Genomic DNA, 14,867 nt, shown 5'->3' on the forward strand with positions numbered 1-14,867 from the left:
TGGCAAACAAGAAACTATTTCGGCTGCTTGCCCACTGCCAGCAGCAGCACGTTTTCCTGGCTGAACCGGTCCTTGTCGAGAATGCCGGAGATCTGGCCCTCATGCATGACGGCGATGCGGTCGGACACGCCGATCACCTCTTCCATGTCGGAGGAGATCATCAGCACGGCGACGCCGGCATCGGCGAGCGCCCGCATCAGCCCGTAGATTTCCGCCTTGGCGCCGATGTCGATGCCGCGCGTAGGCTCGTCGAGAATCATCACCTTCGGATTCATGGCCAGCCACTTGCCGAGCACGACCTTCTGCTGGTTGCCGCCCGACAGCGTGCCGGTGCGCGTCTGCACCGAAGGCGCCTTGATGCCGAGATCTTTCTTCTGTTTCTCGGCGGTGGCGGTCTCGGCGCTTGAGGACACCAGGGAGCGGCGCGCATGCGCCGGCAGATTGGGCAGCGAAATGTTCTGCGCGATCGACAGGTCGAGCAGGATGCCGGTCAGCTTGCGGTCTTCCGGGACCAGGAAGATGCCTTGCGCGACGGCATCCGCCGCGGAAGCCAGCGCAAGCGGCTTGCCGTCGAGTTCCAGCGCGCCGCCGAGCTTCGAGTCAATGCCGAAGAACACCCGCGCCAGTTCGGTGCGGCCGGAGCCGACAAGGCCGGCAAGGCCGAGGATTTCGCCGCGCCTGACGTCGAGATCGACCGGCCGGCCGGGATAGGCAGGCGTACGGATGGCCTTGGCCGCAAGCGCCGTGGCGCCGGGCGCACGCGCCGCCTCCGAAGCTTTCTCGCGCTCCTTCAGCATGCGGCCGATCATCAGCTTGACCATCTGGTCGTGGCCGATGTCGCTCTTCGGCAAGGTGCCGGCAAGCATGCCGTCGCGCAGCACCACGACGCGGTCGGCGACGCGCTCGACCTCGTGCAGGCGGTGCGAAATGAAGATGACGCTGATGCCGTCGGCCTTCAGCGCCTTGATGACGTCGAGCAATTTGTCGGTCTCAGCGAGCGGCAGGCTCGACGTCGGCTCGTCGAGGATGACCAGCCTTGCCTCGATCGACAGCGCCTTGGCGATCTCGACCATCTGCTGCTGGGCCAGAGACAGGGTCGCGACCGGCGTGTCGGCGGAAAAATTGGCGCCGACGCGCTTCAAAAGCGGCGCCACCATGGTGCGCAGCTTGGCGCGGTCGACGAGCCTGAGCGGCCCGGCGCGCAACGGCTCGCGGCCGAAAAAGATGTTGGCGGCGACATCGAGATTGTCGAACAGGTTGAGTTCCTGGTGGACGAAGGCGATGCCCGAACCCAGGCTGCCTTCGACGGAGAGCCTGTCATGCGCGGTGCCGTCGACGGTGATCGTGCCGCTGTCCGGCTTGGTGACGCCGCCGAGAATCTTCATCAAGGTCGATTTGCCGGCGCCGTTTTCACCGACGAGGCCGATGACCTCGCCCGGCCTGACCTCCATGGAGAAGCCGTCGAGCGCGACGACGCCCGGATAGGTCTTGCGCACGTTCTCGAGGCTGAGGAACGGCGTCGTTGCTGCGATGGATGTGTCGGAATAATTCATCATGCCTGACAGCGATTGGCGGGCCGACTTTTTGGCAGACTGACGATCCGCGTGCGGTTCGTCAATGCGAGCAGCCGGCCCAAGCGACGTTGAGCCGGCTGAACTGCTTCAAGTCTTATTTTCCGGCCATCGCCTTCAGGTTGGCGGCGTAGGCGTCGACGTCATCCTTGCCGATGATCTTGGTCGGGATGATGATGAGGTTGCCTTCCGGGATGCCCGACTTGTCGCCCTTGAGATAGGCAGCCATCAGCTTCATGCCCTGATAGGCCCATTCGAAGGGCTGCTGCACGACGGTGGCGGCAATGGTGCCTTCCTTGACGCCGCCCAGCGTGATCGGATCGTCATCGAAGCCGACGACGGTGATCGAGCCGAGCTTGCCGGCGTCGCGCAGCGCTTCATAGATGCGCGGCGTGTTGTAGGAGTAGAAGCCGACCATGCAGGTGACGTCGGGGCTGGCAACCAGCGCGTCCTCGACGTTCTTCTTGGCGCGCGCCTGGTCGATGTCGTCGCCGCGCACGTCGATCAGCTCGATCTTGGTTCCGGCGAGGCCGTCCTTCATGCCCTGGATGCGCTCCTTGGCATTGTCGGCGCCGAGCAGGCCAACGAAGCCGAGGCATTTTCCGCCATCGGGCATCGCCTTCTTGGCGATTTCGGCCGCCTGCTTGCCGGCATCGACATTGGACGAGCCGATATAGGCGACGCGCTTGGTCTGCGGGGCGTCCGAGTCGGTGGTGAACAGCGCCGTTTCCGAAGCGATCTTGTTGAGGCCGTCGGTCGAGGTCTTGGGATCGACGGCCGAGACCATGATGCCCTTGACGCCGGCGGTGACCAGATCGTCCATCAGCCGCTGCTGGATGGCGACCGAGGACTGCTCGGGATATTTGAGCTCGAGCGTATAGTCGGGCAGTTCGCCCTGCGCCTTCTTGACGCCGGCTTCGGCGGCCTTCCAGAAATCGGAAGCGCCGTTGACGACGAAGGCCAGCGTCGGCTTGTCTTGGGCGCGCGCGATTGCCGTGGCCGACAGGCCAAGCAGCAGCGCGGCCGCGGCTACGGATGCATTGCGTATCAAGGATTTCATGTTCAACCTCCCGTTTGGCTCAGTCGTTGGACCGGCCGATCTTGCACTGACCTGATTTGCCGTTTGCAGCGTGGACGCCCTCCTCCTCAAAGGGGTTCCCGGCACCGAAAGAATGGCGTCGTTCCAGCCACGATCATGGACCTTAGAGACTCATCCTTCGTTCGTAAATAGTCCGATTTGTCTGACATATCACATATCCGAGACAAGGCTCGCGGAGGTAGTATCCGCTCGCCACCGGGCCATTTTCGTACTCTCCCGCCGCCCCGGACGTGACCGGCCGGACGCGACGGATTGACGGTACAGCGCATTTTTGTATTAGTAAACAGTATTAGTTCCGAGCCAATGCCGGGGTTTCGCAGTGTGCCCGCCGCCGAGCCGTGGTCACCGCTGAGCCGCAGCCCAAGCCTTTCACCCTTTGAGTTTTGGCTTGTATGGAGATCCACGGCGGATGGACCTCCGGCGTACTAATAGTTATAAACGGCGTTGACGTTATCTCTATGCATCGATGGCGTCACGCCATCTTGCCGGCCTGACCGGCCTGCCAGACTGGGATTTGCCATGAGCGAGACGACGGATCGGGCCAGCGACACGGCGAGGCGGCGCAAAGCGCCGGCCAAGGGCGCCAAGGGCCGCGTCACCATGATCGATATCGCCAGGGCGGCCGGCTGCTCGCAGGCGACCGTTTCCTTCGTGCTCAACAATTCGCCGGGGATCAAGCTGTCGCAGCAGACCCGCGAACGGGTGATCGAAGCCGCGCGGACGCTTGGCTATTCGGCGCCCGCCTTCTCGGCACTTCACCCGCCGCTTCCCGCCTTCGAAGGGCTGGACGGGGTGATCGGCTTTGCCGTCGACCAGCTCGCCACCAGCCCGGAAGCCGTCGTCGCCATCGAGGGCGCGCGCCAGGCCTCTTGGAACGCCGGCAACGTGCTTTTGGTGGCGCAGACGCTGGGCGATTCCGTCATGGAGCCGCGCGCCATCGCCGCGCTCACCAAGCGGGGCATTTCGGCGCTGATCTACATGACCATCTTCACCCGCGAGATATCAGCGCCCGATTACCTCTACGGCTTGGACATTCCCGTCATCCTGCTCAACTGCTACACGGCGGACTATGCCTTCCCGGCCGTGGTGCCGAGCGAGATCGCCGGCGGCCAGAGCTCGACCCGCCACTTGATCAGCCACGGCCACCGCCGCATCGCCACCATCACCGGCGAGCCGTGGATGCAGGCGGCACAAGACCGGCTGAAGGGCTACCGCCGCGCGCTCGCCACCGCCGACATTCCGTTCGACGGCGAATTGGTGGTCGAGGGCGACTGGTCGGCCAGCGCCGGCTATGCCGCGACCGTCAAGCTGCTGGCGCTCAGGGATAAGCCCACCGCCATCTTCTGCCAGAACGACCGCACCGCGATCGGCTGCTACGAAGCCCTGAAGGAAGCCGGCCTGCACATTCCGCAGGACATCTCCGTCGTCGGCTACGACGACGAGGAAATCGCCCGGCATCTGTTCCCGCCGCTGACCACCTCGATCCTGCCGCACATGGCGATGGGCCAATGGGCGATCGAGCAGCTGGAGGCGCCGGCGGCTCCGGGAAGGGGAAGGTATCCGATCACGAAGCTGGAGTGCCCGCTGGTGGAGCGGGAGAGTGTGAGGGAGGTGAAGGCCGGCTGACGCAATCCGGCTGGGCATGCAGAGAACAGAAGCAAGCTCCGAATCGGATGCTCTCCATCTGGACGAAAGCCCACAGTCAGCGTGCCTCGGATGGGCGAAGTGGCTGTGCCGCAATGATTCAATTGGCAGGCTCCACAGGCTGCCCCCTTCAGGCATTATCTGAAGTTAAGATAACTGAAAATCAGATATAGATGAGAATCCATCTGAGATCAGGTGGGGCGCTTCGTGGTCAAAACGCTTGGAACAGAGCGGCATAAGGCCTTGATCGCGCTGCTAATCGAAAAGCGCGAGGCGGCTGGACTGACGCAAAGCGACTTGGCTGCGAAGCTGGGGGAGTACCAGTCGTTTGTTGCTCGCCTCGAAAGCGGGCAGCGGCGAGTGGATGTGGTGGAATTTATCGAGCTTGCCGAGCTGCTTGGATTTGACGCTTCAGCGGCAATCAAGAAACTTGTGGCCGAAAAGAGCGAATAGCAGGATCGGGGATTGTAGTATGGCGGGCGCACGCAACGGCAACGGCGACTTGAGCTTTGAGGCAGACCTGTTCCGGGCTGCAGACAAGCTGCGGGGCAATCTGGAGCCATCGGAATACAAGCACGTCGTGCTCGGCCTTATTTTTCTGAAGTACATTTCGGAAGCATTCGAAGCGCAGCGCGCCAAGCTGGAGCAGGAGGAGTTCGCCGATCCGGAAGACCCGGAGGAGTACCTCGCTGCCCGTGTCTTCTGGGTGCCGGATATCGCGCGCTGGTCTTACCTCAAGGACAATGCCCGCGCCCGCGATCTCGACATCATCGATCCCGTCACTGGCAATAAGAAGCGAGTGGATATCGGCGGCCTGATCGATGCCGCCATGGAGGCAATCGAGAAAGCCAACAGCACTACGCTGAAAGGTGTACTGCCCAAAGACTATGGCCGTCCCGCGCTCGACAAGGAGATGATCGGCGACCTGGTTGAGCTTTTCTCCGACATCACCATGCACACCGAGGGAGAGAAGTCCCGCGACCTCCTGGGGCGCGCTTATGAGTATTTCCTATCAGGCTTCGCAGGCGCGGAAGGCCGGCGCGGGGGTGAGTTCTTCACGCCGCGTTCGGTGGTCCGTGTCATGGTCGAGATGCTGGAGCCATTCAAGGGACGCGTATATGACCCGTGCTGCGGCTCGGGCGGCATGTTCGTGCAATCGGAAAAGTTCATCGAGGATCACTCCGACCAGCGCAATGTCGATGAGGCCAAGCGGCAAATCTCGATCTACGGGCAGGAACGCAATCACACGACTTGGCGCTTGTGCAAGATGAACCTTGCCGTGCGCGGCATCGATGCGGACATCCGCTGGAACAATGAAGGCTCCTTCATCCGTGATGAATTTTCGAATGTGAAGTTCGACTTCATCCTCGCCAATCCACCTTTCAATGTATCGGATTGGTGGCGTGAGAGCCTTTCCGAAGACATCCGCTGGACCGCTTTCGGTGCCCCGCCTCAGGGCAATGCCAATTATGCCTGGCTTAGCCACATCTACCACCACCTTGCACCGCGCGGCACGGCGGGCGTGGTGCTGGCTAACGGTTCGATGTCCTCGCAACAATCAGGCGAGGGCGAAATCCGCAGGAAGATGATCGAGACCGACGCCGTTGACTGCATGGTGGCGTTGCCCGGCCAGCTCTTCTATTCCACGCAGATCCCGGCCTGCTTATGGTTTCTAGCGCGCGACAAGAGCGCCAATGGCCATCGCGCCCGACGCGGCGAGATCCTCTTTATCGACGCTCGCAAGCTCGGCGTGATGGCGGATAGGACCCGGAGGGAACTGTCCGACGACGATATCGCCCTGATCGCGAGCACCTATCATCGATGGCGGGACAAGGACGGTGACTACAGCGACGTGCCCGGCTTTTGCAAAGTGGCGCGAGCAGATGACATTGAAAAGCATCGGTATTCTCTGACCCCCGGCCTCTACGTGGGAACTCAAGCTTCAGATCAAGATGAGTCGGAATTCGAAGAAAAGGTTTCCGAATTGACCGCCTCATTGCAAGGGATGTTCGAGGCATCACGAGATACGGATGTGACGGTTCTAAAGGCGCTGGCCAGGGTTAGTGCGAATGGCTGACTTGAGACGTGTTCGCCTGGGTGAGGTCGCCTTCGAGTACAAAGAGCGCATCGGGCAGCAAGCACCGGACAGGCCGGTATATGGTGTCGACAAGAGCGTGGGGTTGACGGCAGAGCCGCGTTACCAGTCTAACGATCTATCTAGATACAAGCGCATCGAGAATGGCATGTTCGCCTACAATCCGATGCGCCTGAACATTGGTTCAATCGGATTCTGCCATGACACCCTCGCTCCTGGCATCGTAAGCCCGGACTATGTGGTGTTCGCGTGCCGAGCGAACGGGCTTTTGCCCAGGTTCATGGACTACCATATCCGTTCGACCCCTTGGGCGGATTGGCTGAGCCTCGCTGGGGAAGGTTCGGTTCGAGAGCGCATCTACTTCCGAAAACTGCAAACTTATCAGCTGATACTCCCTGACATTTCCTATCAAGCGGCAGCCGTAGAAATCCTTTCAGCTCTCGATGAGAAAATCGAGCTGAACCGACGAGTGAACGAGACTCTGGAGGCTTTGGCGCAGGCGATTTTCAAGGACTGGTTTGTCGATTTCGGCCCCGTCCGCCGTAAGCAGGACGGCGCGACCGACGCGCAAGCTATTCTCGGCGGCCTTATCCCCGACCGCGCACGCGCCGCTCTGATCGCCGAGCTCTTTCCTGGCCGCTTTGGCGATGACGGCCTACCGGAGGGTTGGGGCAGAGCTGTAGTCAGCGACCTAATTGAGGTGAACCCTAGGGAGCCGCTAACGCGAGGCGCAATTGCGCCTTACTCAGAAATGGCTTCTCTGCCTACGAAGGGCAGCACCGCTTCGCTGCCGATTAGTAAAGAGTACACGTCGGGTATGCGGTTTCGAAACGGCGATGCTCTGCTCGCTCGAATCACGCCATGTCTCGAAAACGGAAAAGCAGCGTTTGTCGATTTCTTGACAGATGACCACGCTATAGGCTGGGGGTCGACGGAGTTTATTGTCTTTCGTGCTAAATTCCCGATTCCAGAACCATTCACCTATCTATTGATTAGGCATCCACAATTCTTTGAAGCCGCCATAAGAAGCATGACAGGTACCTCTGGAAGGCAGCGGGCGCAAACAGATATTCTGAAGAGTTATCCGATTCCAAATGCTGGAGCGGCTATCTACCGAAATTTTGGTGTTCTGATTTCTCCAATTTTTGCGGCTATAACTGCGCGAGCATCACAAAATCGAGTTCTCGCCGAAACCCACGGCTACCTTTTGCCCAAGCTGATGTTCGGCGAGGTGAACGTGCGCGATGCAGAAGCCATGGCGGGATGACACATGGAATATTTCCGCCAGCGCTACCATGACTTTTTAAATGAGAATGGCCCTGTGGAAATTGCGGGGTTCACTTATGAAAGCGCCGAGGTCTTCAAAACAATGGCACGGCATGACTATGACTCGACTTTCACCGGGTTCGTGCAAGATGAAGTCCAGGCTGCCAAGAATCGTACAACAGACTTTCTGCGCGAGACACAATGCCTTGCGCGCTTCCGAGCCCTCACTGCCCGCAAGCGGAACGGGCAGGTCGTGCCCTTCATCGGCGCGGGCATGTCCATCTCCAGCGGCTATAGTCCTTGGGCCACATTCCTTCTTTCGCTTCTAGGCGACGCCCCACAGTTTCGCGCTGATGTCGAGGCGCACCTTGCACGTGGCGACTACGAGGAAGCGGCGCAAATGGTGCACAACACGCTCGGCGCGGGCGTCTTCGCTGAAGAGATCGCCAACCAGCTCGGCCGCCATCGCCCGAACACGTCTGGCCCGGTCTGCCTCCTTCCGCGTTTGTTCGACGGCGAGGTGCTGACAACCAATTTCGACTACGTCTTGACCCACGTCTACAACGGCGCGCAACAGCCTTTCACGAATGAGTTTTGCGGCGTCAGACTACGCGAGGCTCGCCAGCGTATAGGTAATGATCCGCATTGCCTTCTGCGGCTGCACGGTGAGGCGGATGCGCAGGAGGGCCGTGTACTAACTCGCGCAGAATATGACGCTGCCTATAATGGCGGCGTCACACTCACCAACATACTTGGCGCGCTGATCGGAACCCGGAGCCTGCTGTTCATGGGATCCAGCCTCCAATCGGACCGGACATTTATTGCCCTTAGGGATATTCGCGCCCAGAACGGGGATGCCCCCGTGCGCCATTATGCGCTTCTTCCCTTGCCCAACGAAAACGAACGTCCAGCCCGTCGCGCATTTCTCGCAGAAGCCGAAATCCATCCGATTTACTATCCCGCCGACGATCATGATTCCTACATTGAAGACCTTTTGATTACACTAATGGAGGGCGGGCTGGGTGACTGAACAGAGCATCATTTCGGATGACATGACGCTGAAGCGTATGTTTCAGGACTTCTACCGCGTCCCCGACTATCAGCGCGAGTACGTATGGGGCGAAACAGACCCGAAGGGCGAAGGCGGTGAGGAAGTCGATCAGTTCCTCTCAGATATCTATGCCGAGTATGAGGGCGCGACGAAGGATTTCGCCCCGGAATATTTCATTGGAACGATTGTCGTTTGCAAAGACGACAAGGACGTTTTCGAACTCGTCGACGGGCAGCAGAGGACGACGACCGCGTATCTCACCCTTTGCGCCCTCCGTGACGCCCTGACAGAGCTTGGTCAGGACATACCGGAAGAACTGAAAAGCCAGATTGCGTCGAGCACCATAGATTGGCAGGGGGAAAGCGTCGCGCGCTTTCGACTGGAACTCCAATATGAGGATTCTGGCGGCATACTCGTTCAGTATGCCGAGGGCGACGGCAAGAACGCGGACCGGGAGCGTACGAGATCGATCCGGAACATCGGTAGTGCCTATCGGACCATTCGCGAGTTCATCGCCACAACGCTTGAGAATGATCCAGCGGCCATTCGGAAATTCCACGGATATCTGACGAATAAGGTCAAGATCATCCGCATCCAGACCCCCACGATAGCCAAGGCTCTCAAGATATTTGAGACAATCAACGACCGAGGCGTCGGCCTCGACGCTATGGACCTCCTCAAGAACCTCCTGTTCATGAACGCAAAGGAAAGCGAATACGCCAAGCTCAAGGATATTTGGAAGGCGCTTACCGACGAGATTTATAAGGCTCGGGAAAAGCCCCTTCGCTTCCTGAGATATTATCTCTTGGCCAGCTTTGATGTGGACAGCAAGCTGCGGGAAGAAATCATCTACGACTGGTTCCTCAGGAACGAGGCACTAACGGGTCACAAAAGTGCACCCCTGAAGTTCGCGCAGAGGCTTTTGGAAGCTGCAAAGGCCTACAGCAATTTCGCGTCCAATCGGAACGCTGCGGGGCGCGTGGAACGGGGCATGGTCAACACGCGCCTGCTTGGCGGAAAATCGATCAAGCAGCACTTCATTGTGTTGATGTCCGGCCGACATCTCTCGTCGGCCAATTTCTCCAGGCTGTGCGACGAGATTGAGAAGACGATGTTCGTCTGGCTTATCACCGGCACGCCCGGCAAAGAGTACGAGCGCCGGATTGTCGATGCGGCGCACACTTTGCGCGGTACGACCGATCAGGATTTTGAGGAGTTTGTCCGCTCAAACTTCCGCAAGGAACGATCCAATCTCGTATCGGACTTCAATGCTCGCCTCCTGAGCCTCAAACTGGGTGATACGCGGCAATTCCGGATTCGCTACCTACTTGCGAAGCTTACGCAACACGTTGACCTACTGGCATATGGCCCCAGCCAGGGCCGAGACGATCTGCAAGAGTACGTTGCGGGCGGCAACGATATTGAGCACATCCTTCCAGACAACGGCGATGCTGAAGCCATTGCCGAATTTGGCGAGGGCGGCGACGATCAGGCCATCATCCAACGGCTTGGAAACTTGCTGTTGATCGAGAAGTCGATCAACCGCGCCATCCAAAATGGGCGATACTTTTCGAAGATCAGCGTGTATCCGCAATCGAAATACCTGCTCACCCGTTGTCAGGCGAGCAATCAGAGTGGACAGGTTGGAGTCGCCGACAAGATTACGACAGCGACAAAATCTCTGGAGGTGTTTCCCTATTGGAACGTGGAGGCCGTTCAGAAACGACAAGCATTCCTTGCAAAATTGGCAACGACCGTATGGGACGTTGAGCCAAAGGGAGGCGCTGCGTCGGCATGAGTGGCTTCTATGAGGACATCGTTGAGCATGCCAGCATCGAGACGCTGAAGGCGCTTGGCTGGCTGCATCTGCATGGCAGCGTCATCGCGCCAGACGGCGCGTCCCCTCAACGTCCGTCCTATTCGGAGGCCATGCTGCTCAAGCGTCTGGAAGCGTGGGTTGCCCAGATCAACCCTTCCGTTCCGGAGGAAGCGAGAGCCGAAGCTATAAGGCAGGTCCTAACAAGTCAGTCTCCCGATTCGGTGGAGGAGAACCGACGAATCCACACGCTCATTACAGAGGGCGTGACCGTAGAGTACCGCGCGAACGACCGTATTGTAGGAGCCAAAGTCTGGCTGATCGACTTCGACAATCCGGCCGCGAATGATTGGCTGGTGGTCAACCAGTTCACACTTATTGAAGGGCGCAAGAACCGGCGGCCCGATCTCGTGCTCTTTGTCAACGGCCTTCCATTGGCGGTGCTGGAACTTAAGAACCCCGGTGATGAGAACGCGACGCTCACCGCTGCATTCAACCAGATCGAGACCTACAAGCGCGACATCCCGTCGCTTTTCCGGACGAATGCCGCGCTCGTCACATCTGACGGGATCAAGGCGCGAATCGGTTCGCTAACCGCTCAGGATGAGCGCTACATGCCTTGGCGTACTGTGGAAGGAACGGATTACGCGCCACCCGGCACGCCGGAATTGGATACGCTCTTGCGTGGAGTGTTCGCGCGCAGCCACTTCCTGCAACTCATCAGGGATTTTACCGTTTTCGCCGACCGAGGCGAGGGTCCCTTCAAGATCATTGCTGGTTACCACCAATTCCACGGCGCACGGAAGGCGATTCAGGAAGCGATCGATGCATCCGCTCCTGATGGGGATCGCAAGATCGGGGTGATTTGGCACACGCAGGGTTCGGGCAAGAGCTTCCTCATGGCCTTCTTCGCAGGTCTGGCGGTTCGCTCTCCTCAGCTTCAGAATCCGACCTTGGTCATTTTGACCGACAGGAATGATCTGGACGATCAGCTCTTCGGCACATTCAGCCTGTGTCGCGACCTGATCCGCCAGAAACCCGAACAGGCTGAAAACCGAGAAGATTTGAAGCGCCTTCTGGAGCGCTCGGCAGGTGGTGTGATCTTCACAACCGTGCAGAAATTTCTTCCGGTTGGCACGGAAGAAAGCTTTCCCGAACTCACGAACCGCCGGAATGTCATTGTCATCGCCGATGAGGCGCATCGCACCCAATACGGACTGGACGCACGGCTGGACACAAAGACGGGCGTTCGACGGTATGGGTATGCGCATTACATCCGGCAGGCGCTGCCAAACGCCTCCTTCATTGGCTTCACTGGAACACCGGTCGAGGGCGAAGACCGGAACACCCCAGCGATCTTTGGGGACTACATTGACATCTATGATATTTCTCGCGCGGTCGAAGACGGGGCGACCGTGCCCATCTACTACGAGAGTCGCTTGGCCCGTATCGAGCTTGACCAGAACGAGAAGCCCAATATCGACGCCGAGATCGAGGCGCTGGTTGAAGACGACACCCTAACCGAAGCGGAGAAGTTCAAGGCGAAGTGGGCAACTGTCGAGGCCCTGGTTGGCGCCAAGAAACGCCTCTCGCTCATCGCCGCCGATTTGGTTCAGCACTTGGAAGCTAGGCTAGTCGCACTCGACGGAAAGGCAATGGCTGTCTGCATGAGCAGGCGCATTTGCGTTGACCTCTACAATGAGATCATAAAATTGCGTCCGGATTGGCACTCTGACGATGATGCCGACGGCGCGATCAAGGTTGTAATGACGGGTGCTGCTTCCGACCCGCTCATTTGGCAGCAGCATATCGGCAATAAGCGACGGCGCGACCTCTTAGCGAAACGGGCGCGTGACCCCAACGATCAGTTGAAACTCGTGATTGTCAGGGACATGTGGCTTACTGGCTTTGACGCACCTTGCATGAATACGATGTACGTCGACAAGCCCATGCGCGGTCACGGACTGATGCAGGCGATTGCCCGAGTTAACCGCGTGTTTCGGGACAAGCCCGGTGGCCTGATTGTCGACTACATCGGAATACTTCAAAATCTGAAGAATGCGCTGATGGATTATAGCCCGTCCGACCAGAGCAAGACCGGCATCGACGAGGACGAGGCAGTTGCCGCGATGCTCGAAGCCTTCGAACGGCTGAGGGAAGTTTTTCACAGGCACGACTATTCCGCCGGACTTGTGGGCGCACCACGGCAGAGACTGGGCGCACTTGCTGGCGCGATTGATTGGGTCCTGAAATGGCAGGAGACCCAAGCTGGCAAAGCAGCTGGTGATGAAGACCGCAAGCGAGCTCACCGTGCCTTTCAAGACCTCGTCCTCAATCTGACGAAGGCTTATGCCTTAGCCTCAGCCAGTGATGCGGCTTCGAAAATTCGAGACGAGGTAGGCTTCTTTCAGGCCGTTCGTGCAGCCATCGCCAAATCGACTGCTACGGGTGCCATCTCCCAAGCAAATCGAGCTTTTGCTGTTCAGCAGCTCATAGACCGTGCGGTCGCCTCGACCGAGATCATCGACGTGTTGCGCGCAGCAGGAATGGAAAGCCCGGACATCTCGATTTTGTCCGACGAATTCCTTGCAGAACTTCAGGGAATGGAGCGGAAGAACCTCGCACTGGAAGCGTTGCGGAAGCTCCTCAACGGCGAAATTCAGAGCCGCTCGCAAACGAACGTCATCGAAAGCCGCGCATTCTCGAAAAGGCTGGAAGAGGCCGTAGCGCGCTATCATGCCAACGCCATATCAGCAGTCGAGATGATCGATGAGTTGATTGCCCTCGCGAAGGACCTGCGAGCGGCAAGAAGGCGCGGCGAAGAGCAAGGGCTATCGAATGAGGAAGTCGCCTTCTACGATGCCTTGGCACAAAATGAGAGCGCTATCGAGGTTCTGGGCAATGATACGCTACGCGTCATAGCCCATGAGCTCCTGGAGCAACTTCGGCAGAACGCGACAGTGGACTGGCACAAGCGGGAGAGTGCCCGTGCGAGAATGCGCGTACTGGTAAAGCGCATCCTGAAAAAATACGGCTACCCGCCCGACCTGGCTGATGACGCCGTGAAATTGGTTCTCGAACAGGCCGAGGCCCTTTTGCGGCAAATTGGATAGAACTTGCTCCTGAAATCATTGGCGCACCCGACAGGATTCGAACCTGTGACCTCTGCCTTCGGAGGGCAGCGCTCTATCCAGCTGAGCTACGGGTGCTTCCCGGAATCCGGAAAACGAACCAGCCGGTGAACCGGCAAGTCACGGCTTCTTAGCGGAAGCAGGCGCAGGCTTCAACGGGCAATTGGAGATTGGCGCAGCGACTTGGCTCGGCGCGCCCAGCCTACGGCCTATGAGGTTCGCGCCTCGCTCTTCACCGTCCGCCGCCGCCGCACCGCCCGCTTCGGCTTCTTGGCACCCGTCAGCTCATGCATCGCATCCAGCTGCATCTGCTGCATTTCGGCCAGGCGCGTCCATTGGCGCGAGATGAGGTAGTCGAGCTTTTCGTGCAGATGGCGCACTTCGAGCTCGGCCTTGAGGTTGACGCGGTAGTCGTTGAAGGAGCGCAGGCGGTCCTTGGACTCCTGCCGCCTCTGGCTCATCATGATGATCGGCGCCTGGATGGCGGCGATGCAGGAGAGCAGCAGGTTGAGCAGGATGAAGGGGTAGGGATCGAAGGCGGCGCTCATGCCGGCAATCAGGTTGATGCCGATCCACACCAGAAGCACGCTGCCAAACGAGATCAGGAACCACCAGCTGCCGCCGAAGGCCGCCATGTTGTCGGAGACGCGGTCGGCAAAGGTGCGGTGCTCCTCGAACTCTTCTTCCGAGTTTTCGGAAATCGTGTCCTGCCTGGCGATCGATTCGACCACCTGGCGGTCGAGCTCGGAGAATTCGCCGTGCTCCTGCTGCAGCAGCTCCTCCATGTAGCGCATGCGGTAGCGGCCGAGCTCGGCGCGGCTGATGCGGGCGCCGGCCGGCAGGTCGGGATGGTCCGACCGGATGCGGTCGGCGAGGCTCGGGCGCAGCGTGTCGATGCGCACCAGATCGCGCTTGCGGAATTTGCGGCCTGAGATCGCCGACGGTTTTTTCTTCGGTTTGCCGCGTTGGGCGCCTGGGCCTGCGGGTTCGGAGTCCGGCACTTCGGGCGTCTCGAAGTGCTCGTCCGACACCGGATCGGCCTCAAGCTCACCGATGATCGGCGCCTCGAAATATTCGCCGCCGCTGTCGTGCTGGTTGTCTGCCGGTTGCTCGGGCGTTTTGGGGACGGTGCTCATGGTGCGGGCTCCTGGTGGTGCTGGGCGACGTATGCCGCAACATCGCCAGCATCGCGAC

At 59.3% G+C, this 14,867-nt stretch carries 10 protein-coding genes and 1 tRNA gene; 7 read left to right on the forward strand and 4 right to left on the reverse strand.

The window, feature by feature from the left end; translation table 11 throughout:
- Nucleotides 1-14: 14 nt before the first annotated feature.
- Both NKI69_RS07410 and NKI69_RS07415 read right to left on the reverse strand, forming a co-directional pair.
- Complete coding sequence (locus NKI69_RS07410) at nt 15-1,553, reverse strand: sugar ABC transporter ATP-binding protein (protein ID WP_023810674.1); 1,539 nt, start codon at nt 1,551-1,553, stop codon at nt 15-17.
- 115 nt (nt 1,554-1,668) lie between these two features.
- A complete protein-coding gene (locus NKI69_RS07415; RefSeq protein WP_023810675.1) occupies nt 1,669-2,631 on the reverse strand; it encodes a sugar-binding protein in 963 nt (320 codons plus the stop codon).
- A 558-nt stretch (nt 2,632-3,189) separates the two neighbouring features.
- Between NKI69_RS07415 and NKI69_RS07420 the strand changes: the two genes are divergently transcribed.
- The 7 genes from NKI69_RS07420 (at nt 3,190) to NKI69_RS07450 (ending at nt 13,655) form a co-directional block, all read left to right on the forward strand.
- A complete protein-coding gene (locus NKI69_RS07420; protein ID WP_352720783.1) occupies nt 3,190-4,296 on the forward strand; it encodes a LacI family DNA-binding transcriptional regulator in 1,107 nt (368 codons plus the stop codon).
- A gap of 225 nt (nt 4,297-4,521) precedes the next feature.
- Entirely contained in the window at nt 4,522-4,767 is a 246-nt protein-coding gene (locus NKI69_RS07425; RefSeq protein WP_352720785.1) for a helix-turn-helix domain-containing protein, read from the forward strand.
- Between the two features lie 19 nt (nt 4,768-4,786).
- The gene (locus tag NKI69_RS07430) at nt 4,787-6,391 is read left to right on the forward strand and encodes a type I restriction-modification system subunit M (RefSeq protein WP_352720787.1); all 1,605 of its coding nucleotides are present in this window, start codon (nt 4,787-4,789) and stop codon (nt 6,389-6,391) included.
- Complete coding sequence (locus NKI69_RS07435; protein ID WP_352720789.1) at nt 6,384-7,676, forward strand: restriction endonuclease subunit S; 1,293 nt, start codon at nt 6,384-6,386, stop codon at nt 7,674-7,676. The genes NKI69_RS07430 and NKI69_RS07435 overlap by 8 nt, the downstream gene beginning before the upstream one ends.
- A 3-nt stretch (nt 7,677-7,679) precedes the next feature.
- Complete coding sequence (locus NKI69_RS07440; RefSeq protein WP_352720791.1) at nt 7,680-8,705, forward strand: SIR2 family protein; 1,026 nt, start codon at nt 7,680-7,682, stop codon at nt 8,703-8,705.
- Nucleotides 8,698-10,524 (forward strand): DUF262 domain-containing protein, encoded by a 1,827-nt coding sequence (locus NKI69_RS07445; RefSeq protein WP_352720793.1) that lies wholly within the window; start codon nt 8,698-8,700, stop codon nt 10,522-10,524. The genes NKI69_RS07440 and NKI69_RS07445 overlap by 8 nt, the downstream gene beginning before the upstream one ends.
- The gene (locus NKI69_RS07450) at nt 10,521-13,655 is read left to right on the forward strand and encodes a type I restriction endonuclease subunit R (protein WP_352720796.1); all 3,135 of its coding nucleotides are present in this window, start codon (nt 10,521-10,523) and stop codon (nt 13,653-13,655) included. Before NKI69_RS07445 ends, NKI69_RS07450 begins: the two co-directional genes overlap by 4 nt.
- A 19-nt stretch (nt 13,656-13,674) precedes the next feature.
- Here NKI69_RS07450 and NKI69_RS07455 read toward each other — a convergent pair.
- Together NKI69_RS07455 and NKI69_RS07460 are read right to left on the reverse strand one after the other, a co-directional pair.
- A tRNA-Arg gene (locus tag NKI69_RS07455) sits at nt 13,675-13,751 on the reverse strand.
- Between the two features lie 131 nt (nt 13,752-13,882).
- The gene (locus tag NKI69_RS07460; RefSeq protein ID WP_352720798.1) at nt 13,883-14,809 is read right to left on the reverse strand and encodes a DUF1003 domain-containing protein; all 927 of its coding nucleotides are present in this window, start codon (nt 14,807-14,809) and stop codon (nt 13,883-13,885) included.
- Between the last annotated feature and the right edge of the window lie 58 nt (nt 14,810-14,867).

Origin of the sequence: Mesorhizobium sp. M0491 (assembly GCF_040321265.1) — a bacterium.
Taxonomy (GTDB): domain Bacteria; phylum Pseudomonadota; class Alphaproteobacteria; order Rhizobiales; family Rhizobiaceae; genus Mesorhizobium.

Excerpts from the sequence above, each read along its gene's own strand:
- NKI69_RS07410 (WP_023810674.1), bottom strand. The coding sequence starts at position 1,553 with ATGAATTATTCCGACACATCCATCGCAGCAACGACGCCGTTCCTCAGC.
- NKI69_RS07415 (WP_023810675.1), bottom strand. The coding sequence starts at position 2,631 with ATGAAATCCTTGATACGCAATGCATCCGTAGCCGCGGCCGCGCTGCTG.
- NKI69_RS07420 (WP_352720783.1), top strand. The coding sequence starts at position 3,190 with ATGAGCGAGACGACGGATCGGGCCAGCGACACGGCGAGGCGGCGCAAA.
- NKI69_RS07430 (WP_352720787.1), top strand. The coding sequence starts at position 4,787 with ATGGCGGGCGCACGCAACGGCAACGGCGACTTGAGCTTTGAGGCAGAC.
- NKI69_RS07435 (WP_352720789.1), top strand. The coding sequence starts at position 6,384 with ATGGCTGACTTGAGACGTGTTCGCCTGGGTGAGGTCGCCTTCGAGTAC.
- NKI69_RS07440 (WP_352720791.1), top strand. The coding sequence starts at position 7,680 with ATGGAATATTTCCGCCAGCGCTACCATGACTTTTTAAATGAGAATGGC.
- NKI69_RS07450 (WP_352720796.1), top strand. The coding sequence starts at position 10,521 with ATGAGTGGCTTCTATGAGGACATCGTTGAGCATGCCAGCATCGAGACG.
- NKI69_RS07460 (WP_352720798.1), bottom strand. The coding sequence starts at position 14,809 with ATGAGCACCGTCCCCAAAACGCCCGAGCAACCGGCAGACAACCAGCAC.